The following is a 20,837-nucleotide window of genomic DNA, read 5'->3' on the forward strand; positions in this document are numbered from 1 at the left end:
TGCTTTACTCTGTGCTGTGGCGAAAGTGTTAACGAAATTGCCACTATTTGTTATTGAGCATCTGACCGTTTTTGTTAATGATTCCAGCCTAAGCGATTTATTTCGGACGGTTGCTGAAGGATGCGGGCGTCGGAGAAAAAATTAATTCCTGCATAATGATAATAACTGGGAAACGTATGGATCTGATCCGGTCACTCACTGGCTTTATTATAGTATCGGCTACTCTGATGGCGGGCGCTGCTGTGGCGCAGTCTGGAGTGGATCGGCTTACTACTCCCGCTTTACCCTCCTATCGTGCTGCTCAGACGCTGTTGCTGGATATCGCCGCCAGCGGTAATCAGTTGGTTGCTGTGGGTGATCAGGGCGTGGTGATGCGCTCAACCGATCAGGGGCAAAGCTGGCAGCAGCAGTTAACCCCGTTCAGCGTGATGCTGACGTCGGTCTGCTTTGCTGATGCTCAACATGGGTGGCTGACCGGGCACGATGGCCTGCTGGCCGCAACCGATGACGGTGGTGTCAACTGGCACTTGTTGCTGGACGGTAATCAGATCAATCAGCTGCGCCTGCAGCGGTTGCAACAAAAGATGGCTGAGTTACAGGCACAGCTTGATGTTCAGCCGGATAATGCCCAGTTGGCTGAGCAACTGGACAATGTGTCCTGGCAGGCGGGTGACGCTGCAGCAGCGGTGGATGATGGGGCGGGGGTGCCGCTGCTGGATATCTGGTTTTCCGACTCTCAGCGCGGCTTTGCTCTGGGAGGCTATGGCCTGTTACTGAAAACCGAGGATGGTGGTGACAGCTGGGCATACTGGGGTGATCGGCTGGACAATCCGGATAATTTTCATCTGAACGCCATGAAGGCGGATCATCGGGGATACCTGTACATCGTGGGTGAGGCCGGGTTGCTGTTTCGTTCAGAGGATGGCGGCGATCACTGGCAACGTATAGAGACCCCTTATGATGGCTCTTTTTTCGGCATCACCGAATTCAACAGCCAACTCTATCTGATGGGGCTGCGAGGCCACCTCTTTCGTTCGGCCGACGGGCTGGAATGGCTGCCGGTGGAGACCGGACATGCAGCAACTCTGGTCAGCGCGGTGACCGAGGCGCAGCAACTGGTGTTGCTGGGGCAGGGGGGGCTGATCCTGCAGAGTGCCGATGGCCAGCATTTCTCGCAACTGCCCAGTGGCGGACGGCACTCTCTGAGCGCCGGTCTGGCGCTGAATGGGGGGTATGTTCTGGTGGGCGAGGGTGGTTTGCATACGCTGGAGGCTGCCCATGAATAAGCTCTCCCGGCTCCTGTTAGCACCGATCAAAGGTTCTGAAGAGTTCGCTGAACGGTTTCTGTTTCACCATCGGTTACCGGTATTACTGGTGTTTGCGGCGCTGACCCTGTTTCTCGGTTGGCAGGCGGTGCAGATCCGTCCTGATGCCAGTTTTGTGAAGATGATTCCGACCTCTCATCCTTACGTTGAGAACTATCTCAAAAACCGGGATGACCTTGCCGGACTGGGCAACAGTGTCCGGGTTGCGGTCGCGGTACGCGAGGGGGATATCTTTACCGCTGAGTTTCAGCAGACACTGCAAAAGATTACCGATGAGCTGTTCTTTATTCCCGGCGTTGACCGGGCGGCACTGACCTCAATCTGGACCCCCAATGTCCGCTGGACTGAAGTCACCGAAGAGGGGTTCGTTGGTGGTCCGGTGATTCCGCCGGATTATGATGGCTCGCCCGAGAGTCTTGAACAGATCAAGCTGAATATTCTGCGCTCAGGGCAGGTAGGCCGGTTGGTGGCGAACGATTTCCGCTCGGCGATTGTGCAGGTGCCGCTGTTTGATAAGCATCCGGATACCGGTGAAAAACTTGACTATCAGGTGTTGTCTCAACAGCTGGAAACCCTGATACGGGACCGTTATCAGTCTGACAATATCAGCATTCATATCACCGGTTTTGCCAAGATCGTGGGGGATCTTATCGAGGGTGCCGCGCAGGTGGCGGTGTTTTTTGCTATCGCCCTGCTGATCACCCTGGTACTGCTGTATCTCTATTCCCGCAGTATTACCGGCACGCTGGTGCCGCTGGCCTGCTCTGTGATAGCGGTGATCTGGCAGTTAGGGCTGCTAAAGCTGCTGGGCTATGGGCTGGACCCCTATTCGATGCTGGTGCCGTTTCTGGTATTTGCCATTGCGGTGAGCCACGGAGTACAGATCGTTAATACCATCGCCCTGGAAAGTGCCCGGGGCGCAGATCGATGGCTGGCTGCACGGCGGGCGTTCCGGGCATTGTATATTCCGGGCCTGACGGCGCTGTTATCGGATGGTATCGGGTTTGTTACCCTGATGGTGATTGAGATCCGGGTAATTCAGGATCTGGCGATCGCAGCATCGCTGGGGATTGCCGTGATTATCCTCACCAACCTGTTTCTGTTACCGGTTATCATGTCGCTGTTAGGTATTGGCGAAACCGCGACCCGGAGAGCCCGGGAAGCGGAGCAGAAACAGCACAGTGGCTGGCAGCTGCTGACCTGGTTTGCGACCCCCTCCGGTGCCCGGGCCGCGGTGGTGGTTGCGCTGTTGATGTTGCTGGGGGGCGTGTATCAGGGACAGAAGCTCCAGATCGGTGACCTTGATAGCGGAGCTCCGGAGCTGCGTCCGGATTCAAGATATAATCTTGATAACCGCTTTATCACGCAGCACTATTCGACCTCCAGCGATATCTTTGTGGTGATGGTCAGTACTCCTAAAGATCAGTGCTCCAGCTTTGCCACGCTATCGCTGGTGGACCGGTTTCAGTATTACCTGACCAATATTGCCGGGGTACAGTCCAGTGTATCGCTGGTGGATGTGTCCAAACGGGTGACATCCGGGCTCAATGAGGGCAGCCTGAAGTGGCGTACTGTGAGCCGTAATCAACTGGTGATCAATGCCTCCCTCTCCTATGTCCCCGCGGGGCTTATGAACCCCTCCTGTTCATTGTTGCCGGTGATCATCTTTCTTGATGATCATAAGGCCGCAACCCTGAATAACCTGACCCGTCAGATCGCGTCGTTTGCCGCAGAGTATGGTTCGGACCGGATACAGTTTGAGATGGCTGCTGGCAACTCCGGTTTTGAGGCCGCTACCAATGAGGTGATCGGTACTGCCCAGTATCAGATGCTGGCCTGGGTTTACGCGGTGGTGGGTTTGCTCTGTCTGCTGACCTTCCGGTCACTGAAAACACTGGTGTGCATCATCGCACCGCTGGCGCTGACCTCGATTCTCTGTCAGGCCTTGATGGCCAGCTTTGGTATCGGCGTCAAAGTAGCGACCCTGCCGGTGATTGCCCTGGGGGTGGGTATCGGTGTCGATTACGGTATCTATATCTATTCCAAACTCAACACCTATCTGGTGCAGGGGATGCCGTTGCAGGAGGCTTATCTTAATACGCTTAAAACAACCGGTAAATCGGTGGCTTTTACCGGCTTAACGCTGGCAATTGGCGTGGTGCTGTGGGTCTTTTCTCCGATTAAATTTCAGGCGGATATGGGCGTGTTACTCACCTTTATGTTCCTCTGGAATATGCTTGGCGCTCTGGTGTTGCTGCCTGCGCTTGCCTGTCTGCTTAACTGTGGTGCGAAAGCCACTGTTACAACCCCTCCGGAGGTAAAAGATGTTGTTAAATAAGCGGTTGCTGCTGGTGCTGGATCAGCAGGATCAGGCCTGCAATGCATTGCAGCGTTGTCGTCTGATCGCCGGACGTTTGCAAAGTCAGGTAACCCTGATCTGGCTTGGCGACAGCATTGAAAAGGCGGAAGCCGCTGTGAAGCAGCTGGAGAGTGATGGTATCTCTGTGGCGCTTCATATTGCCGCCAGAGATAAACTCTTAAAGTTACTGGCTAAGTTTCTGGAGCGGGAGTCTTTTGGCTTGTTAATAAAGAGTTGTGATCCCCGCAGTAAAGGCTTTATGACCACGGTGGATGGTCAGATTCTGCGGGAACTTCCCTGTCCTGTATTGATGGTTAAGCGAGATCTGCTCTGGCAGGATGGTGTAGTGATGGCCGCCGTTAATTCGCTGGCTAATGATTCTTACCAGCGACGACTCAATGATGATGTCCTTAAAGTTGCAGCTCAGATTGCCCTGGCGACCGGATCAACCTTAACGGCTGCGGTTGCCTGTCCCTCTGCGATGATGGGCGCTGATCCTGTGATGCAGTCCGAAGAGTTGATTCAGCAGAAAGCGCATCAGGCTCTTGACGCGCAGTTAAGCCGGTTGCAGTTGCAGCCACAGGATGTTGCTGTGGGAGAGGGGCCTGCTGAATACTGGATCCCTGAAGCTGGAGCGAAGCAGGCTGCGCGTTTGGTGGTGATCGGTACCCGGGCCCGCGGCGGCTTAAAGGGAGCGTTGATCGGAAATACTGCCGAACGGATATTGCCGCGGCTGGATTGCGATATTCTGGTATTGCGGATCGGGTTATCTGATCAGGTGGTTCCTGTGTTACAGCAGTAAATAGATTTTCAGTCCAGAAGCCTGGTTTGTCCGGGCTTTTTTGTTAATAAAAAATACCTGTCTATTGTTTTTTAAGCTTATGAAAAATAAAGATTAAATGGATTTAAATCTCGATATGATTTTTTGTGTTAGTGATAATGGAGGGTTTTGTTATTGGTAATGCAGGGTATTTGGGAGATCCTCATGGCATACAATAATTAACACAAGATACCTGTGTCCCTGATGCAGGTGCGATACAGGATCTGTCGAGGTGTCATCATGCCGGAATATAAAGCGCCCTTAAAAGATATACAGTTTGTACTGGACGAAATGCTGCACAGTGAACAGCACTACCAGAGCCTGCCGGGTTGTGAAGAAGCTACCCCGGATATGGTGGCAGCTATTCTGGAAGAGGGGGCAAAGTTTGCTGAGCGGGTGCTGGCACCCCTGAATCAGGTGGGTGATCGGGAAGGCTGTCAGTTAACGGATGGCGAGGTGAAGACGCCTGCTGGTTTTAAAGAGGCCTATCAGCAGTTTGTTGAAGGGGGCTGGCCCTCTCTGGCCCATGATCCTGAGTGGGGTGGGCAGGGGTTGCCGGAGTCGATCGGTATTGTACTTAATGAGATGGTTGGCTCAGCCAACTGGTCCTGGAGTATGTATCCGGGGCTGAGCCACGGGGCGATGAATACCATTGAAGCTCATGGTACAGAAGCGCAGAAACAGACCTACCTGACCCGGCTGATCAGTGGCGAGTGGACCGGTACCATGTGTCTGACCGAATCCCATTGCGGTACCGATCTGGGGATGCTGAAAACCAAAGCGGAACCCCAGGCCGACGGCAGCTATAAAATCAGCGGCACTAAGATCTTTATCTCCGCCGGTGAGCACGATATGGCGGATAATATCGTTCATATCGTGCTGGCCCGTCTGCCGGATGCTCCCCAGGGGACCAAAGGTATCTCGCTGTTTATCGTACCCAAGTTCCTGCCTAACAGCGATGGTAATGTCGGTGAACGGAATAACCTGAGTTGTGGTTCGCTGGAACATAAGATGGGGATTCATGGTAACGCTACCTGTGTTATGAACTTTGATGGCGCTACCGGCTATCTGATCGGGCCGGAAAACAAAGGCCTGAACTGTATGTTCACCTTTATGAATACCGCACGTCTGGGTACCGCGCTGCAGGGGCTGGCCCACGCTGAATGGGGCTATCAGAACTCACTGGCTTACGCCCGGGATCGTTTGCAGATGCGGGCGCTGAATGGCCCTGCCTGTCCCGACAAGCCTGCTGATCCGATTATTGTTCATCCTGATGTACGGCGTATGCTGCTGACCCAGAAAGCCTTTGCTGAAGGCGGACGGGCGCTGATCTATTACTGCGCGCAGCTGGTGGACAGAGTTAACCTGACCACCGATAGTGATGAGCGGCAGCAGGCCGACACTCAGCTGGCTTTCCTGACACCGATAGCCAAAGCGTTTCTGACTGAAACCGGCTTTGAATCAGCCAATCTGGGATTACAGATCTTTGGTGGGCACGGTTATATCAGTGAGTGGGGGATGGAGCAAAACGTTCGTGATAGCCGTATCTCGATGTTGTATGAAGGCACCACCGGGATTCAGGCGCTCGATCTGTTAGGCCGTAAAGTGCTGATGACTCAGGGCGAATCGCTGAAATCCTTTACCAAAGTGGTACATAAGTTCTGCCAGTCCCAGGCTGAGAATCGTGCCATGCAGGAGTTTATCAGTCCGCTTGCCCGATTGAATAAAGAGTGGGGCGATCTGACCACGCGTATCGGCATGAAAGCGATGATGAACCGGGAAGAGGTCGGTGCCGCTTCTGTGGATTACCTGATGTATTCCGGCTATGCAACGATGGCCTATCTGTGGGCCAGAATGGCTGTCACTGCGCAGCAGAAGCTGGATGCCGGTGAGGGCGACCGGAGCTTCTATCAGGCGAAGCTGAAAACCGCACGGTTCTACTTTGAGCGGATTCTGCCCCGGACGAAAACCCTGGAAGCGACCATCGATTCCGGTGCGGATAATCTGCTGGCGATGGATGAAGCAGAGTTTTCCTGCTGATCCGGGCTGTTGAAATAACGATGAAACGATTTGTCACCAAGCTGGTACGAAGCAAAGCCGGTCAGGTATTACTGACCGGTCTGATCAGGGTTAATCATCGCGTGCGGCGTCAGGGTTCACGCATGTCGTCGCAGCTAAAAGCAACAGAGGAGAGAGATATGTCAGAGATTCAGGGGTTGTTTGAAACCATGGCCGGGCGCTTTAACAGCGCTGCAGCGGCAGGCCTGGATGCGGTGTTTCAGTATAAACTGGATGAAGGCGATGCCTATCATGTCGCTATTTCAGGTGGGGAGTGTGCGCTGGATAAAGGGCTGCATGATAGTCCCAGTGTGGTTCTGATGATGGACAGCCAGACCTTCAAAGAGGTGCTGGAGGGAGAAACTAACGGTATGCAGGCGTTTATGGCTGGTCGCATCCGTGCTGAAGGCGACGTGATGCTGGCAACCCGCCTGGAGGCCCTGTTTCCTGCCGGTTAATCCGTAACACAGCAGTGCTGAGTCACGGTTGCTGCTGATTATATTAGACTTTTTTCTCTGAGCACTTATGCTGAGAGCAACGGGTCTAACGCTGCACCCGTTATAAAAACAGCTTAACAACAATAACAATGACAGTAGACGGGATCTGAATATGGATCAAAAAGTACGCGGTAGCTGGATTCCAGAAAGTCTGAATCCAAAAGGCTATAACACGCTGACGGATGTTATCCAGCGAATCGTCAGCGAATATGCCTCTAAAACCGCCTTTACCAGCTTTGGCAATGCGATGAGCTATGCAGAGCTGGGGCAGTTGTCGGATGCGTTTGCCGTTTACCTGCAGCAGGAAACCGATCTGCAACCGGGTGATCGTATTGCGATTCAACTGCCGAACCTGAATCAGTATCCGGTGGTGCTGTTCGGCGCGCTCAAAGCGGGCCTGATCATCGTGAATACGAACCCGTTGTACACTCCCAGGGAGCTGGAAAAACAGTTTAATGACTCGGGCGCTAAAGCGCTGGTGGTCTACAAAGGGGTTGCACATAATGTTGATAAGATTATTGCCAACACCCCGATAAAATATGTTTTCACCACCCAGATTGCCGATCTGCACCCGCCTTTAAAACGGCTGCTGATCAACTCGGTGGTGAAATATATCAGGAAGATGGAACCTGCGTACCATCTGCCCCAGGCGATCGAACTGCGGCATGTGTTAAAGCAAAAGGCAGGTCAGAAGCCCCAGGTGGTGCCTCAGAGCTGCAGCGATATTGCGGTGCTGCAATATACCGGCGGCACCACCGGTGTCTCCAAAGGCGCAATGCTGACCCATGGCAACCTGATCTCCAACTTCCTTCAGGGGGTTAAGCTGATCTCAGATGCCGACAAACACTGGGCGGAGATGGTGGTCGCGCCGTTACCGCTTTATCATATCTATGCCTTTACTATCACCATGGCGGTGCTTGAGCTGGGTGGTAATAACCTGCTGATTGCCAACCCCCGTGATATATCCGGTTTTGTCAAAGAGCTGCAAAAGCATGCGGTATCGGCGTTTATCGGACTGAATACCCTGTTTGTTGCGATCTGTAATCATAAAGACAGCCATCTGATCGATTTCAGTCATCTTAAAGTCACCCTGTCCGGCGGTATGGCGCTGACTTTAGCTGCAGCGAAGGCCTGGGAGAAGCTGACCGGTTGCCAGGTGCTGGAAGCTTACGGCCTGACTGAGACATCTCCGGCGGTAGCGATGAACCCGCCGCGAAATATCCGTGTGGGGACAATAGGCCCGCCGGTGGCCGAGACCGAGGTGAAAATTGTCGGCGCTGAGGGCCAGGCTCTGGGTGTCGGCGAGCCGGGGGAACTTTGTGTTAAAGGGCCTCAGGTGATGCTGGGGTACTGGCAGAGAGAGCAGGCCACCCGCAGTTGTTTTACCGATGATGGCTTTTTTATTACCGGCGATGTGGCGATTATTGAAGCGGATGGTTATCTGCGTATCGTTGACCGGGCAAAAGATATGATCAATGTGTCTGGCTTTAATGTGTATCCCAATGAAGTTGAGGATGTCGTCACTCTGCATCCGGCGGTGGTTGAGTGCGCCGCAGTGGGAGTGCCTGATGTTCACAGTGGCGAGATCGTAAAGCTTTTTGTGGTGACGAAAGAGAAGGTCACCAGCGAAGAGATTCGCGACTGGTGTAAAGAGCGCCTGACCCCCTATAAGGTGCCTAAGATCGTCGAGTTTGCCGATGAGCTGCCCAAATCAAATGTGGGCAAAGTGCTGCGGCGTATGTTGCGTAACGAGAAGCCCGGTAGTCATGCTGCCTGAAATATTGTCGAAATCAGAATCTGACTATACAGGAGTCGGCTATGAGTGAACTGCTGAGTATAACCACCCGGGGGCATGTCTGTCAGATTCGCCTGAACCGTCCCGAGAAGAAAAATGCCCTCACGCTGCCGCTGTATGAGGGGTTAACTGCAGCACTGCTCAGTGCGGATGAGAACCCTGATGTCAGAGTTATCGTGCTGGGCTCCACCGGTGACAGCTTCTGCTCCGGTAACGATATTGCTGATTTTATTGCGGCAGCAGGGCGACCGGACGCCGTTAAGATACCGTTGCAGTTTTTGCACACTATCGCCTCCCTGAAAAAGCCGGTTATTGCCGTGGTGCCGGGTGCTGCAGTCGGTATTGGTACCACCCTGTTGCTGCATTGTGATCTGGTTATCGCCAGTGATCAGGCTCGTTTTCAGCTGCCCTTTGCCCGTTTGGGGCTGGTGCCTGAAGGTGGCTCTAGCTTGCTGATACCGCAACTGGTGGGGCATCGTCGGGCATTTGAGCTGTTAGTGATGGGCGAGTCTTTCAGTGCCGCAACCGCTCGTGATCTGGGACTGATCAACCAGGTGGTTATGCATCACAGTTTAGAGGATCTGGCGATGTTGCAGGCGGAAAAGCTGGCGGGTCTGGCACCTGAAGCGGTACGGCAGAGTAAGGCGATGCTGCGCAGCTATACCCAGTCTCAGTTGGAGGAGGTAATGATGGCGGAGGTTGAACAGTTTGCCGCCCGGTTGGGCTCAGCCGAAGCTGCAGAAGCGTTACAGGCGTTTATGGAGAAGCGCGAAGCGGATTTTTCCCGCTTCTGAGGGGGCGTCTGTCAGGTGAGTGCACGCGAAAGCTTTATGATCTACTGGTTTCCCTTATGGCGTAATAACAGGTCGCCATACAGGGCTTTAATTTCTGCCAGGTCTTTATCGATATCACCACTGGTTGTATAGCTGCAGTAGATACCGGCTTTACGGGTTCGCAGGTCCAGATAGGCGGTTAGAACCGGAACCCCGGCCTGATGGGCGATATGGTAGAAGCCGGTTTTCCACTCGTCGACCTGCGAGCGGGTTCCTTCGGGAGCGATCACCAGATAGAGCTGTTCCGCCTGGTCAAACTGAGCGGCGGCCTGGGAGACCACATTGAGGGATTTTGAACGGTCGATGGGAATTCCACCCAGCCACATCATCAGGTGACGGAAGGGAAACCTGAATATCTGTACCTTGCCCATCCAGTAGATGGGAAGTTCCTGGCTGAACGCCAGCATCAGTGCGTAGGGCAGATCCCAGTTACTGGTATGGGGGGCTCCGATCAGAACGCACTTATCGATCCCCTGAATGGCGCTAAAATCCAGCTGCCACTTGTTCATCTTCAGAAATTTTCGGGAAACCCAGCGTAGCGCGGGTTGTAGTACCGGATTGTCAAAAATAGTCGAGTGCATGAGATATCTGAAAGTGTCGCTGTTTTGACGTTATTGTAATGTTAATTGTCCCTGTCTGATACGTAACAACCCTTTAGTCCGCTGTCTGTTATCCCGCATCACTGATCGGGAAACACTATGAAAGCCGTGGCCGATCATTTTTATGCTCATAATTGTGATTCGAATGTTTCTTGTAAGGTTTTGTTTTTAAAAGGTATAAATTCAATATAGACGATTTTGTTACTGATAAAGGCTATTTTTGTTATTGCTGGAAAATCCCCCGCGACTAGTATTAAAAAGTCTGTGCTGTACGCAGAGTTATCTCCCTGTTTCTGATTTGGCAGTCCGGCGTACAGAGAAAGAGTCAGATGTTTACTATGACGAACAATAATTATCCTGAGTATGGAGTGCACCATGCAATTTGAAGGAAAGGCTATTCAGGTTCGGGAGATCGACAACGGCTTGTATGAGCTGTGTTTTGATCTGAGCAATGAACCGGTGAATAAGTTTAATCAACTCACCCTGGGGGAGCTGAAAGATGCGCTGACCCAGCTGAGTGCTGTTGAAAATATTAAGGGTGTGCTGTTCAGCAGTGCCAAAGAGAGTTTTATTGTCGGTGCCGATATTACAGAGTTCAGTTCGCTGTTTGAACAGGGTGAGGCGGGACTGATCGCTAAACTGCTGGAAACTCACGAAATTTTCAACGCGGTGGAAGATCTGCCCTGCCCGACGGTTGTTGCGATTAATGGTCTGGCGCTGGGAGGGGGATTTGAGCTGTGCCTCTCCACCGATTATCGGGTGATGGGCGAAAAAGCCAAAGTGGGGCTGCCGGAGGTGAAGCTGGGGATCAACCCTGGTTGGGGCGGTATTGTGCGTCTGCCCCGGATTATCGGGATCGACAATGCCAATGAATGGATCTGTGCCGGTGCCGAAAAACGCGCCGATGCGGCACTGAAAGATGGTGCAGTGGATGCGGTTGTAGCGCAGGACAGGGTACGTGAGGCTGCCATTGATCTGCTGCGCCAGTGTGCCGAGGGTAAATTCGATTATGCTGCCCGACGCGTTGAAAAACAGAGTCCGGTGAAACTGAATCAGATTGAACAGATGATGGCCTTTGAAACGGCTAAAGGGATGATTGGTGCCAAAGCGGGGCCTCACTATCCTGCGCCGTTGCAGGCAGTGAAAACGATTCAGAAGTCCTGCGGTATGGATCGTGACAGAGCGATTCAGGCTGAGGTTGAGGGCGTTGCTAAACTGGCCTCCGGACCTGTGGTGAAAGCCCTGGTCGGCCTGTTCATGAAGGATCAGTATGTGAAAAAAGTCAGCCGGGGCTATGAAGCGAAGGCTGAAAAGGTGACCCAGGCGGCCGTTCTGGGGGCTGGTATTATGGGCGGTGGCGTTGCCTATCAGTCGGCCTCAAAAGGGGTGCCGATCCTGATGAAGGATATCAACGAGGCGGCGATTCAACTGGGACTGGATGAAGCTAACAAGCTGCTTGGTGGTCAGTTGAAACGGGGTCGTATCGATGCGGCGAAGATGGCACAGACGATCAACCGGATTCGCCCGACCCTCAGCTATGGTGATTTCAACACAGTCGATCTGGTGGTTGAGGCGGTGGTTGAAAATCCCAAAGTGAAGGGGATGGTACTGGCTGAGACCGAACAGCATATCTCCAGTGATGCGGTGCTGGCGTCTAACACTTCAACGATCTCTATTACCGAACTGGCCAGATCACTCAAGCGTCCGGAAAACTTCTGCGGTATGCACTTCTTCAACCCGGTACATATGATGCCGCTGGTGGAGGTGATCCGGGGAGAGAAAACCTCTGAAGCAACCATCGCCCGCACCGTGGCGTATGCAACCGCGATGGGGAAAACGCCGATTGTGGTGAATGATTGCCCCGGGTTCCTGGTAAACCGGGTGCTGTTTCCCTACTTTGGCGGTTTTAATGGTCTGCTACAGGATGGTGCGGATTTCCGTCAGGTAGATAAAGTGATGGAAGGCTTTGGCTGGCCGATGGGCCCCGCTTATCTGCTGGATGTGGTCGGTATCGACACCGCCCACCATGCGGATCAGGTGATGGCGGCGGGCTTCCCGGAGCGCATGGCGCACGAGGGTGAGTCGGTGATTGACCGGATGTACAGTCTGGAGCGTTATGGACAGAAGAACAGTAAAGGCTTCTACCGTTATGAGCTGGATCGCAAAGGCAAGCCTGCCAAGCTTGCTGATGACGACGTCGATCAGTTGCTGCAGGGGGCTGTTGGCAGTGCCAGGTCGTTTGAGGATCAGGAAATCATTGAACGGATGATGATTCCGTTGTGTATAGAAACGGTTCGTTGTCTGGAGGAGCAGATTGTTGCTTCACCGGCAGAAGCGGATATGGCGTTGATCTACGGTATCGGTTTCCCGCCGTTCCGGGGCGGTGTCTTCCACTACCTGGATGAGATGGGACTGGCCGCATTCTGTGAGATGGCGGCTAAGTATGCTGAGCTGGGACCGCTGTATCAGCCAACCGAAACGATGCAGCAGATGGCGGCCAGTGGTGCCACCTACCTGAACGCTCAATCAAATAAGCACGCTAACTAAGGAGGAATCGAAGATGAGTCTGAATCCAAATGATGTAGTCATCGTCGATGCGGTGCGCACCCCGATGGGCAAGTCAAAAGGGGGTTCCTTCCGTAATGTGCGGGCTGAGGAGCTGTCTGCCAGGGTGATGAACGCCTTGCTGGAGCGTAATCCCAATGTCAATCCGGCAGAGATTGAAGATGTGATCTGGGGCTGTGTTAACCAGACCAAAGAGCAGGGCTTTAATATTGGCCGTAATGCCGCGGTGCTGGCAGGGCTGCCCCATAGCGTGGCAGCGCAGACTGTTAACCGCCTGTGTGGTTCCTCTATGGCGGCACTGCATACCGCGGCCCAGGCGATCATGAGTGGCAACGGTGACCTGTTTATGGTTGGCGGGGTTGAGCACATGGGGCATCTGGACATTCTTCACGGTATCGATATCAATCCACAGATGAGTAAGCAGGTGGCTAAGGCTGCGATGATGATGGGCCTGACCGCTGAGATGCTGGGGCGGATGAACATGATCAGTCGTGAAGAGCAGGATGCCTTTGGTGCCCGTTCTCATCGTCTGGCTGATGAGGCCCGCCGTGAGGGTCGTTTTGATAATGAGATTGTGGCCGTTGAAGGACACGATGAAAACGGTTTCAAATCCCTGCTTGAGCAGGATGAGGTTATCCGTCCGGAAACAACCGCAGAGACGCTGGCAACACTGAAGCCGGTCTTTGTGCCCAAGGTTGGTACCGTCACTGCAGGCACCTCTTCAGCCTTCTCCGATGGTGCATCGGCGATGCTGATGATGTCGGCAGCCCGGGCTCAGGCGCTGGGGCTGAAGCCCCGGGCGAAGATTCGCTCAATGGCGGTGGCTGGCTGTGATCCTTCTATCATGGGTTACGGGCCGGTACCTGCTACTCAGAAAGCGCTGAAACGGGCGGGTCTGCGAATCGAAGATATCGATTATGTTGAGCTGAATGAAGCCTTTGCTGCTCAGGGACTGGCGGTGTTGAAAAACCTTAAACTGATGGATCAGATGGAGGAGAAAGTTAACCTGAATGGCGGCGCCATCGCCCTGGGCCATCCTCTGGGGTGTTCCGGTACCCGGATCTCTACCACCCTGCTGAATGTGATGGAGCAGAATGATGGTAGCCTGGGACTGGCAACCATGTGTATCGGTATGGGGCAGGGGATCGCGACCGTATTTGAACGACTCAACTGATCACCGCGGCAGCGGTGGTTGCCGCTGCTGATAAAACCCCGGATACTGTGACCTGGTGTTACATGATCCGGGGTTTTTTATTTGAATTTTTTCGCGCATCTGGTGTTGGCTGACGCAACGGTGGAGTCCCGGGTAGGCAATCTGCTGGGAGACTTTGCCCGTGGCATCGATCAGCAGATGCTGCCCGCGGAGGTTCTGCAGGGGCTGATTAATCATCGTCGGGTCGATCAGTTTACCGATCAGCATGCTGAGGTACAGCAGATGAAGCGTCTGTTTAGTCGACAGCGGCGTCGGTTTGCCGGTATCGCACTGGATGTTTTGTTCGATCACTACCTGCTGAATCACTGGCAGCAGTTCAGCTCTCAGTCTAAGACCCGGGTGATCGATACGCTGTATGACGATCTGATTGCCGGACAGTCGCTGATGCCACCGCGAATGCAACAGGTCACCCAGCGTATCGTCGGGTCTGACTGGTTTGGCAGCTATGAGTGCCTGGACGGGGTGAGCTACGCGCTTGACCGGATTGCCGGAAGGATCAGGTTTAGCAATCAGTTTACCGGAGTGGGGGAGGAGCTTGAACGCCATTATCCCCGGTTTGAAGCGGGCTTCAGTGTCTTTTTTGCAGATCTGGTGCAACAGTTCCCGTCACCGCTGATCGATTCCGGGAACTGACAGATTGGCTGCCCGTTAGCGGTTGCGCTGGGCTAATCTGGCTTGCAGAGTACTGATCAGTTCCTGCTGACCATGCCCTGTTTTGTTAACTGCAGGTTCTGCAGTATTGCGATAACGGGCAATGGTATGGGCTATCTTTTGTTCTTTGTTAAGACCGGGGCGCGCATTCAGGCGGGCAGGAGTGGTCTGCTTCTGTGTCAGAGAGAGCGCTGTTGTAGCGCGATTTTTTTCCTGCTGTAACAGGGCAATTTCGGCACTTTTAACGCTATCCCGGTCCAGTTCCAGCCGGCTATCGCGGAGGGCTTCCGCCGGTTTCTTCGGTGTCAGGCTCAGGCTGCTGCGGATCGCTGATTTGGCTTTGGCTTTGGGCGCGGTTTTACGCATCCCCTGAGCGCGGGCATCGATACGCGCCATCACTGCTGCCATCTCCTGAGCTTCCGCTTTTTGCTTTGAAAGTTTGCTGCTTTCGCGATTTTCCCGCTCCAGGGCAATCTTTTCCCGGATCAGCTTTTCCTGTTTTGCGGAGGCTACTTTACCACTTGCCAGCTTCGGAGCGGTGGACTGACTGGCCGGCTTTACGGCGGCTTTTTTGGCTTTTGTTTTCGCGCTGCCTCCACGTTTACGGGAATCCATTGCGGCAAGTACCTTGTTCATCGCCCTGGTTTCCTGCCGTTCACGCGCGATGCGTGCTTCCAGTTCGGCATCCCGTTGTTGCGCCAGCAGTTTCAGGTCAACTTCACCGGAGGGCTTGACGACCTCGCCTTTCAGCAAGGCTTTCTGTTCTGCTTCTTCCAGCAGGGCGAGTGCGGCTTTGCGCTCTTCAGCGCTCTGACGATGCACCTTGCTGGGTTTGGGTTTGGTGATCAGACCCTGCAGGCTTTTACCGTTGAAGGTTTCCAGTGCATCCGCGGTGAGCTCGCGGGCCTCGCTGAGGTTTTCAGCGAAACCGTACTCGCTCAGTGCGAAGCTGTGGGCTCCGGCATTACGAATGTCATTATATAGTTCGGCCTCAACGCCAGACTCCGCTGCGATCAGCAGTGTCTCCCAGTGGCTATCGATATCGTTTCGGGTGGAGCCGACATAAACCTGTTGTGAAACTGTGTTGGTGATGGTGAAAATAATCAAGATATTACCCGGTACCGCTGGCAAAAAGAGGGCGTATTATAGAGATCCGGGAGGCAAAGGTAAGACTTGAAATTTTGTTTTTTTTCAGACAGAAAAATGAGTCGGGCTATCTGACTGATTTCATGGTTTATTCAGCCGATGAGCAGAGAGTCTGCTGGAAAAAAGTTTACAATAAATTCCCTCAGCGGTTCAGCTGGGCGATCCGCTCCGCCAGTTGTTTGTACTCTGAATAGGTGTCGATAGTGGTTTTTCGCAACGAATAGGGGACCTCGGCGAGGGGGTTGATGTTGCCTTGCGGCAGTAGCAGTTGCCAGGCCCGGGTAAACTGGGGTTCCTCATTCAACAACAGTCGGCAGGCAGAGCTGTTCCACAGCGCCGTTAAACTGTTGCTGGCCTCAGCCTGCTGCCGGCAGGCGTTGATCAGGGGCCGCAGCTTGATGATGTAAACGGCTGCGGATCGCGGATCGGTCAGTTGCATCGCAATGGCCGATCCGGAGAGGGACAGCAGCATAGCAAACGCCAGCGCTGACAGATAACCCGTTGTATACCGTTGCCTGTGGGACAAACTGCTGCTCCTGTTGAAGGTCTTTAGCGCAGTTTATCCTATTTTTATCGATCACTCAGCTTTGATCGTCAGCTGTCTGAGCGTTAGCCATTGTATTACTCACTAAACAGACTGAGCAGTTCACCATATCCCTCGGCAGCCAGTTGCTCCCGCGGAATAAAACGCAGTGCCGCTGAGTTGATACAGTAACGCAGCCCGGTGGGTTGCGGACCATCGCTGAACAGATGCCCCAGATGGGAATCGGCAAACTGACTGCGAACTTCGGTACGGGTCATAAAGAACTTTGTATCGGTATGCTCCGTCACCGCAGTGGGGGTGATCGGCCGGGTAAAGCTGGGCCATCCGGTGCCGGATTTAAACTTGTCTGTGGACGAGAACAGGGGTTCACCGCTGACGATATCCACGTAGATCCCCGCCCGCTTCTCATTCCAGAACTCATTCTGAAACGCCCGCTCGGTGCCCTCCTCCTGAGTCACCTCATATTGCAGTTCGGTCAGTGTGTCGCGCAGCTGCTTTTCAGAGGGTTTTCTGAATTGCGCGAAACGGCTGGCCGCTGCGGCCTTCTGGGTGGCATCTTTCATCGGGGTTGCGGCCTGTGGCAGATCACGGCCGAACTGAGTAAAGTCCGGGTGCAGGTCATCGCCCCAGGTTTTCTCCAGATACTGATCGCGACCGGAACGGAAGCGGTAGTATTTATACCTGAGGGGATTATGCTTGTAATAATCCTGATGATACTCCTCAGCCGGGTAAAACCGGGTCAGTGGGGTCAGCTCTGTTGCTAACGGTTTGCTATAGCGGCCAGAGGCTGCCAGCTCCTGCATCGATTTTTCTGCAATCAGGCGTTGCTGTTGGTTGTGATAGAACACCGCCGGGCGGTACTGATTACCCCGGTCAACAAATGAGCCATCGCCATCGGTGGGGTCCATCTGACGCCAGAGGGACTGCAACAAGCCTGCATAGGTAATCACTTTGGGGTCATAATAGACCTGCACCGATTCTGTGTGCCCGGTGGTGCCGGAGGAGACCTGTTTATAGGTTGGGTTGATCGCCTGACCACCGGCGTAACCGGAGATCGCCTCTACTACCCCGGGTAGCTTTTCAAAGCCCGCTTCGGTACACCAGAAGCAGCCTCCGGCAAAGGTGGCGACTTTCAGACCCTGTTGTTCAAGATCTTCGCGCACCACGGTCTCCGGACCGGCGGTTACGCTGAGTACGGTTATGCCCGTCAGGGCGACCAGAAACACCGCTATCTTTGTTCTCATCGTTTAATACTCCACAAACACTGAATGATCTAAGCCTACCGCCGGGCAATGAAATCAAACTGAAAATTCCAAAATGGTGATGTTCGCTTTGACCCCTGAACAGAGCTGTAGTATTGGTTGATCTGTAAGCACTGAGATAAATGGAATACTGATGCCAAGTAGAAATGCGAGTGTCCTCCTGGATGAGCTGCCAGCGATTGAACAGGGATGTGTGATACAGGTGAGTGATGCTGGTGGAGGCCTTAAATATATCTCCCGTTTCTTTGGTGTTGATGGCAAGGTGGTGATCACCCGTTTACCGGCGGTCTCGCAGCTGAAAAAAAGCGGTATGGGGACCGATGAACTGACCTACCGGGATACGTTTACCAGTAAACGAAAGCTGGTGATGCGGATGATCTCCCATGGCCGGGTTTATGCCTTTGAAACCGAAGTTGTTGATCTCTTCCTGCAGGGCGGCAGGTTGCTGATGACAAGCTATCCAAAGAAGATTCAGTCGCGGCTGTTGCGCAAGGAACCACGCTATCCCTGTGCGATTCCGGCTGAGCTGGTGATTGGTGAAAACAGTATCAGCGGCATTATGGTCAACTTCAGCAGCGGCGGCGGGCTGCTGAAACTGACGTCATTGGAGGATTCTGAACTGTTGCAGACTGCCCGTAGCGAACAGCAGGAGTGTATTCTGAGGCTGCAGCTGCCCTTTGATGAGCAACTCTCGGAAGTGCACTCCAGGGTGATGTCGTTGTCGGTGGCCGATCAGCAGGTGGGGGTCGCGTTTACCGCTGATCGTGATGTGATTCTGCGTTACATTACAGCGCTGAAACTGGAGTCTATCAGGGATCATTTCTGATCCGGGTATTGTCTGTCGCGACTGCGTTCCGTGTTATCTGTTTAGCACCTGGATCCTCCTACATCAGGGTAACCGAACCGTTGCCCTCGGGTCTGATACTGCCGATGGCACAGGCTTCGGGGTAGCCTGCTGCCTGGAGTTCGGCAACCACCGCATCCGCCTGATCTGAACTGACCGCTGCGAGCAGTCCGCCAGCGGTTTGCGGGTCAAACAGCAGCTCGGTTAATGTGTCACCACTGAACTCATCCAGGTTATCCAGGAACGGCGAAAATTTCCGGTTCTGAGGGTGAAGAGAGCTGAACAGCCCCGCTCGCAGGCAAGCCAGAGCACCTTCCATGACCGGCAGCTTCTCCAGCCATAGCCGGGCACCGAGGCTGGAGCCGTCGAGCATCTCATGCAGATGACCCAGCAGGCCAAAACCGGTGATATCGGTACAGGCATGCGCTCCGGCAGCGGTGAGAATTTTGCTGGCGCGGTAGTTGGAGTGCAGCATATGTTGCAGCGCCTGACTTATCCAGCGTCCCTGCGCCTGGCTGCGCATATCGCTGGCAAACAGCGTGCCGGTGCCCAGGGGTTTGGTGATGATTAACCGGTCTCCCGGTTGCAGCCCCTGTTTGGTGAGCAGTTGCTGACGTTCGGCCAGACCATTAATGGTGAAGCCCAGCGTCAGTTCGGCACCTTCCGATGTGTGGCCGCCGATCAGGCCGATGCCGCATTCGGTAAACACCTTACTGGCACCCAGCAACAGATGGCGCAACCGCTGTTCAACAATCTCATCGCTGGCATAGGGCAGGCAGACAATCGCCTGAGCACTGTGCGGGATTGCCCCCATGGCGAAGATATCCCCCAGCGCATGGTTTGCCGCAATCTGACCAAACAGATAATCATCGCTGACCAGTTGACGGAAACTATCGACTGACTGCACCAATAGCTTGCCCGGTGGTACCTCTATGACTGCAGCATCATCGGGCCGGTTCAGACCGATCTCAATGTCGTTGGGCGGTGGTGGCAGCTGTTTCAGCACCCGGTTCAGAATACTGTGGCCCACTTTGGCGCCGCAGCCACCACAACGCATATCCGGATTTTCGATTTTCAGTTGTGCCCCGGGAATCTGATCAGGCAGTTGAGTCAGATCGCTGAAACGTTGCATGAACTTCTGATCAATACGGTCTTTCCAGCGCCACACCCAGAATCCGGCAAAACTGAAGGGCCCACGGGAGGCAACTGCATAGCGATCACCAGTGCTGATCAGACTGAGAAACTGTTGCTGTGGCCGGAAACGGATCAGGGGTTGACCGGCGAGGGCGGCCAGCAGGTTGCGTAGTAACGGGGCTCCCTGACGTACCGCAAACACCCCCGCTTTGGGGCGCGGGTGGTTAACCATATCGGCAATATCACCGGTGGCAAATATCTCCGGGTGGGAGAGCGATTGCAGATAGTCATTGACCCGGATGCAACCGTTATCAGCGCATTCAAGTCCCGCCCGGGCGGGCCATTGGGCGCCGCTGGCGGAGGTTGCCCAGATTATCTCGTCCAGTTCGAGAACTTCTCCGGTGTCGCTGATCACTCGTCCCTGTTTTACCTGAGCGACGCGGAACCCGGTGTGCAGCGCAATGTTTCGCTGTTTCAACACGTTCAGATAGCGTTTTTTTACCCGGTTATTGTGGCCTGTCAGAATCTGCTGTGGACCGCAAATAATATGGAAATGCAGATGGCTGGTACGCCGCTGCTCTTTACTGAGTAGCTTGTGCAGTTTGTACTGCATCGCCAGCATCACTTCAACCGCACTGGCACCGCCACCGACTGTACCGATATGAATATCCTGCTGGTCATCCCCCTGCAGCACACGGTTTTGTAAGGCGTCCCAGTAAGCCAGTAACGGTTTAACCGGTTTAACCCCGGTGGTGAACTCTGCTGCGCCGGGAATGGTGCTCAGATCGGGGGTTGAACCGGTGTCGATACTCAGCAGATCGTAACTGAAATCAGGGTGGTTAAGGCACTGCACAGTGCGGTTGAGCGGATCGATGCCGGTCACCGTGTCTTCTATAAAGTCGATTCCGGCATAGCGGCAGAAACGGCCCAGGTCGATATGTACCTGATCGAAACTGTAATGTCCGGCAATTAATCCTGGCAGCATGCCGGAATAGGGGGTCTGCACCAGGTTAGAGATCAGGGTAATGCGCACCCCTGCGGGCTTGTTCATTGCCATCATGAGCAGGGCAATAGCGTGGGCGTGTCCACCTCCGATTAAGATCAGATGTTTACTGGCGGGGGTAGGGTCCTGTTGCATCGGTGCTCGGCCTGTGAAAAAAGTTTGCTATATATTAGCGAATAAATGGCCAGA

At 53.9% G+C, this 20,837-nt stretch carries 16 protein-coding genes; 11 read left to right on the top strand and 5 right to left on the bottom strand.

All coding sequences use genetic code 11. The features are described 5' to 3' along the window. The first annotated feature begins 176 nt into the window (after nucleotides 1-176). The 7 genes from JW499_RS05775 to JW499_RS05805 all read left to right on the top strand — a co-directional run bounded on the left by JW499_RS05775 (nucleotide 177) and on the right by JW499_RS05805 (nucleotide 9,648). On the top strand, nucleotides 177-1,286 hold the full coding sequence (locus tag JW499_RS05775; protein WP_205209709.1) for a WD40/YVTN/BNR-like repeat-containing protein: 1,110 nt from the start codon (nucleotides 177-179) through the stop codon (nucleotides 1,284-1,286). Next, nucleotides 1,279-3,663, top strand: a complete 2,385-nt coding sequence (locus JW499_RS05780; RefSeq protein WP_205209710.1) for an efflux RND transporter permease subunit — start codon at nucleotides 1,279-1,281, stop codon at nucleotides 3,661-3,663. The genes JW499_RS05775 and JW499_RS05780 overlap by 8 nt, the downstream gene beginning before the upstream one ends. Continuing rightward, nucleotides 3,650-4,486 (top strand): universal stress protein, encoded by an 837-nt coding sequence (locus JW499_RS05785; RefSeq protein WP_205209711.1) that lies wholly within the window; start codon nucleotides 3,650-3,652, stop codon nucleotides 4,484-4,486. Before JW499_RS05780 ends, JW499_RS05785 begins: the two co-directional genes overlap by 14 nt. A gap of 258 nt (nucleotides 4,487-4,744) precedes the next feature. Then, on the top strand, nucleotides 4,745-6,544 hold the full coding sequence (locus tag JW499_RS05790; protein WP_205209712.1) for an acyl-CoA dehydrogenase C-terminal domain-containing protein: 1,800 nt from the start codon (nucleotides 4,745-4,747) through the stop codon (nucleotides 6,542-6,544). A gap of 20 nt (nucleotides 6,545-6,564) precedes the next feature. Continuing rightward, nucleotides 6,565-7,020, top strand: coding sequence for an SCP2 sterol-binding domain-containing protein (locus JW499_RS05795; RefSeq protein ID WP_232846256.1), 456 nt, complete (start codon nucleotides 6,565-6,567; stop codon nucleotides 7,018-7,020). 151 nt (nucleotides 7,021-7,171) lie between these two features. Further along, nucleotides 7,172-8,836, top strand: a complete 1,665-nt coding sequence (locus tag JW499_RS05800) for an AMP-binding protein (protein WP_205209713.1) — start codon at nucleotides 7,172-7,174, stop codon at nucleotides 8,834-8,836. A gap of 41 nt (nucleotides 8,837-8,877) precedes the next feature. After that, the gene (locus JW499_RS05805) at nucleotides 8,878-9,648 is read left to right on the top strand and encodes an enoyl-CoA hydratase (protein WP_205209714.1); all 771 of its coding nucleotides are present in this window, start codon (nucleotides 8,878-8,880) and stop codon (nucleotides 9,646-9,648) included. Between the two features lie 41 nt (nucleotides 9,649-9,689). On the opposite strand, the gene JW499_RS05810 is transcribed toward JW499_RS05805, so the two are convergent. Further along, on the bottom strand, nucleotides 9,690-10,268 hold the full coding sequence (locus tag JW499_RS05810; RefSeq protein ID WP_205209715.1) for a 1-acyl-sn-glycerol-3-phosphate acyltransferase: 579 nt from the start codon (nucleotides 10,266-10,268) through the stop codon (nucleotides 9,690-9,692). 393 nt (nucleotides 10,269-10,661) lie between these two features. Between JW499_RS05810 and fadB the strand changes: the two genes are divergently transcribed. From fadB to JW499_RS05825, 3 genes are all read left to right on the top strand, one after another. Next, nucleotides 10,662-12,833, top strand: a complete 2,172-nt coding sequence (gene fadB / locus JW499_RS05815; protein WP_205209716.1) for a fatty acid oxidation complex subunit alpha FadB — start codon at nucleotides 10,662-10,664, stop codon at nucleotides 12,831-12,833. Nucleotides 12,834-12,846: 13 nt separating this feature from the next. Next, nucleotides 12,847-14,025: an acetyl-CoA C-acyltransferase FadA gene (gene fadA, locus JW499_RS05820; protein ID WP_205209717.1), complete on the top strand. Its 1,179-nt coding sequence runs from the start codon at nucleotides 12,847-12,849 to the stop codon at nucleotides 14,023-14,025. An 81-nt stretch (nucleotides 14,026-14,106) separates the two neighbouring features. Continuing rightward, nucleotides 14,107-14,697, top strand: coding sequence for an acyl carrier protein phosphodiesterase (locus JW499_RS05825; RefSeq protein WP_205209718.1), 591 nt, complete (start codon nucleotides 14,107-14,109; stop codon nucleotides 14,695-14,697). Nucleotides 14,698-14,712: 15 nt separating this feature from the next. On the opposite strand, the gene JW499_RS05830 is transcribed toward JW499_RS05825, so the two are convergent. The 3 genes from JW499_RS05830 to msrB all read right to left on the bottom strand — a co-directional run bounded on the left by JW499_RS05830 (nucleotide 14,713) and on the right by msrB (nucleotide 17,649). Then, on the bottom strand, nucleotides 14,713-15,822 hold the full coding sequence (locus JW499_RS05830) for a GIY-YIG nuclease family protein (RefSeq protein ID WP_205209719.1): 1,110 nt from the start codon (nucleotides 15,820-15,822) through the stop codon (nucleotides 14,713-14,715). A gap of 181 nt (nucleotides 15,823-16,003) precedes the next feature. Then, a complete protein-coding gene (locus JW499_RS05835; protein ID WP_205209720.1) occupies nucleotides 16,004-16,387 on the bottom strand; it encodes a hypothetical protein in 384 nt (127 codons plus the stop codon). Between the two features lie 95 nt (nucleotides 16,388-16,482). Next, nucleotides 16,483-17,649: a peptide-methionine (R)-S-oxide reductase MsrB gene (gene msrB / locus JW499_RS23000; protein ID WP_205209721.1), complete on the bottom strand. Its 1,167-nt coding sequence runs from the start codon at nucleotides 17,647-17,649 to the stop codon at nucleotides 16,483-16,485. A gap of 151 nt (nucleotides 17,650-17,800) precedes the next feature. Here msrB and JW499_RS05845 point away from each other — a divergent pair, with 151 nt between their 5' ends. Beyond that, complete coding sequence (locus JW499_RS05845) at nucleotides 17,801-18,493, top strand: PilZ domain-containing protein (protein WP_205209722.1); 693 nt, start codon at nucleotides 17,801-17,803, stop codon at nucleotides 18,491-18,493. Between the two features lie 58 nt (nucleotides 18,494-18,551). Here the strand turns inward: JW499_RS05845 and selD are convergent, their stop codons facing one another. Continuing rightward, complete coding sequence (selD, locus tag JW499_RS05850) at nucleotides 18,552-20,783, bottom strand: selenide, water dikinase SelD (RefSeq protein ID WP_205209723.1); 2,232 nt, start codon at nucleotides 20,781-20,783, stop codon at nucleotides 18,552-18,554. Between the last annotated feature and the right edge of the window lie 54 nt (nucleotides 20,784-20,837).

Origin of the sequence: Amphritea pacifica (genome assembly GCF_016924145.1) — a bacterium.
Lineage (GTDB): Bacteria > Pseudomonadota > Gammaproteobacteria > Pseudomonadales > Balneatricaceae > Amphritea > Amphritea pacifica.

Coding starts and splice junctions, on each gene's coding strand:
- JW499_RS05775 (WP_205209709.1), top strand. CDS start 177: ATGGATCTGATCCGGTCACTCACTGGCTTTATTATAGTATCGGCTACT.
- JW499_RS05780 (WP_205209710.1), top strand. CDS start 1,279: ATGAATAAGCTCTCCCGGCTCCTGTTAGCACCGATCAAAGGTTCTGAA.
- JW499_RS05785 (WP_205209711.1), top strand. CDS start 3,650: ATGTTGTTAAATAAGCGGTTGCTGCTGGTGCTGGATCAGCAGGATCAG.
- JW499_RS05790 (WP_205209712.1), top strand. CDS start 4,745: ATGCCGGAATATAAAGCGCCCTTAAAAGATATACAGTTTGTACTGGAC.
- JW499_RS05795 (WP_232846256.1), top strand. CDS start 6,565: ATGAAACGATTTGTCACCAAGCTGGTACGAAGCAAAGCCGGTCAGGTA.
- JW499_RS05800 (WP_205209713.1), top strand. CDS start 7,172: ATGGATCAAAAAGTACGCGGTAGCTGGATTCCAGAAAGTCTGAATCCA.
- JW499_RS05805 (WP_205209714.1), top strand. CDS start 8,878: ATGAGTGAACTGCTGAGTATAACCACCCGGGGGCATGTCTGTCAGATT.
- JW499_RS05810 (WP_205209715.1), bottom strand. CDS start 10,268: ATGCACTCGACTATTTTTGACAATCCGGTACTACAACCCGCGCTACGC.
- fadB (WP_205209716.1), top strand. CDS start 10,662: ATGCAATTTGAAGGAAAGGCTATTCAGGTTCGGGAGATCGACAACGGC.
- fadA (WP_205209717.1), top strand. CDS start 12,847: ATGAGTCTGAATCCAAATGATGTAGTCATCGTCGATGCGGTGCGCACC.
- msrB (WP_205209721.1), bottom strand. CDS start 17,649: ATGAGAACAAAGATAGCGGTGTTTCTGGTCGCCCTGACGGGCATAACC.
- JW499_RS05845 (WP_205209722.1), top strand. CDS start 17,801: ATGCCAAGTAGAAATGCGAGTGTCCTCCTGGATGAGCTGCCAGCGATT.
- selD (WP_205209723.1), bottom strand. CDS start 20,783: ATGCAACAGGACCCTACCCCCGCCAGTAAACATCTGATCTTAATCGGA.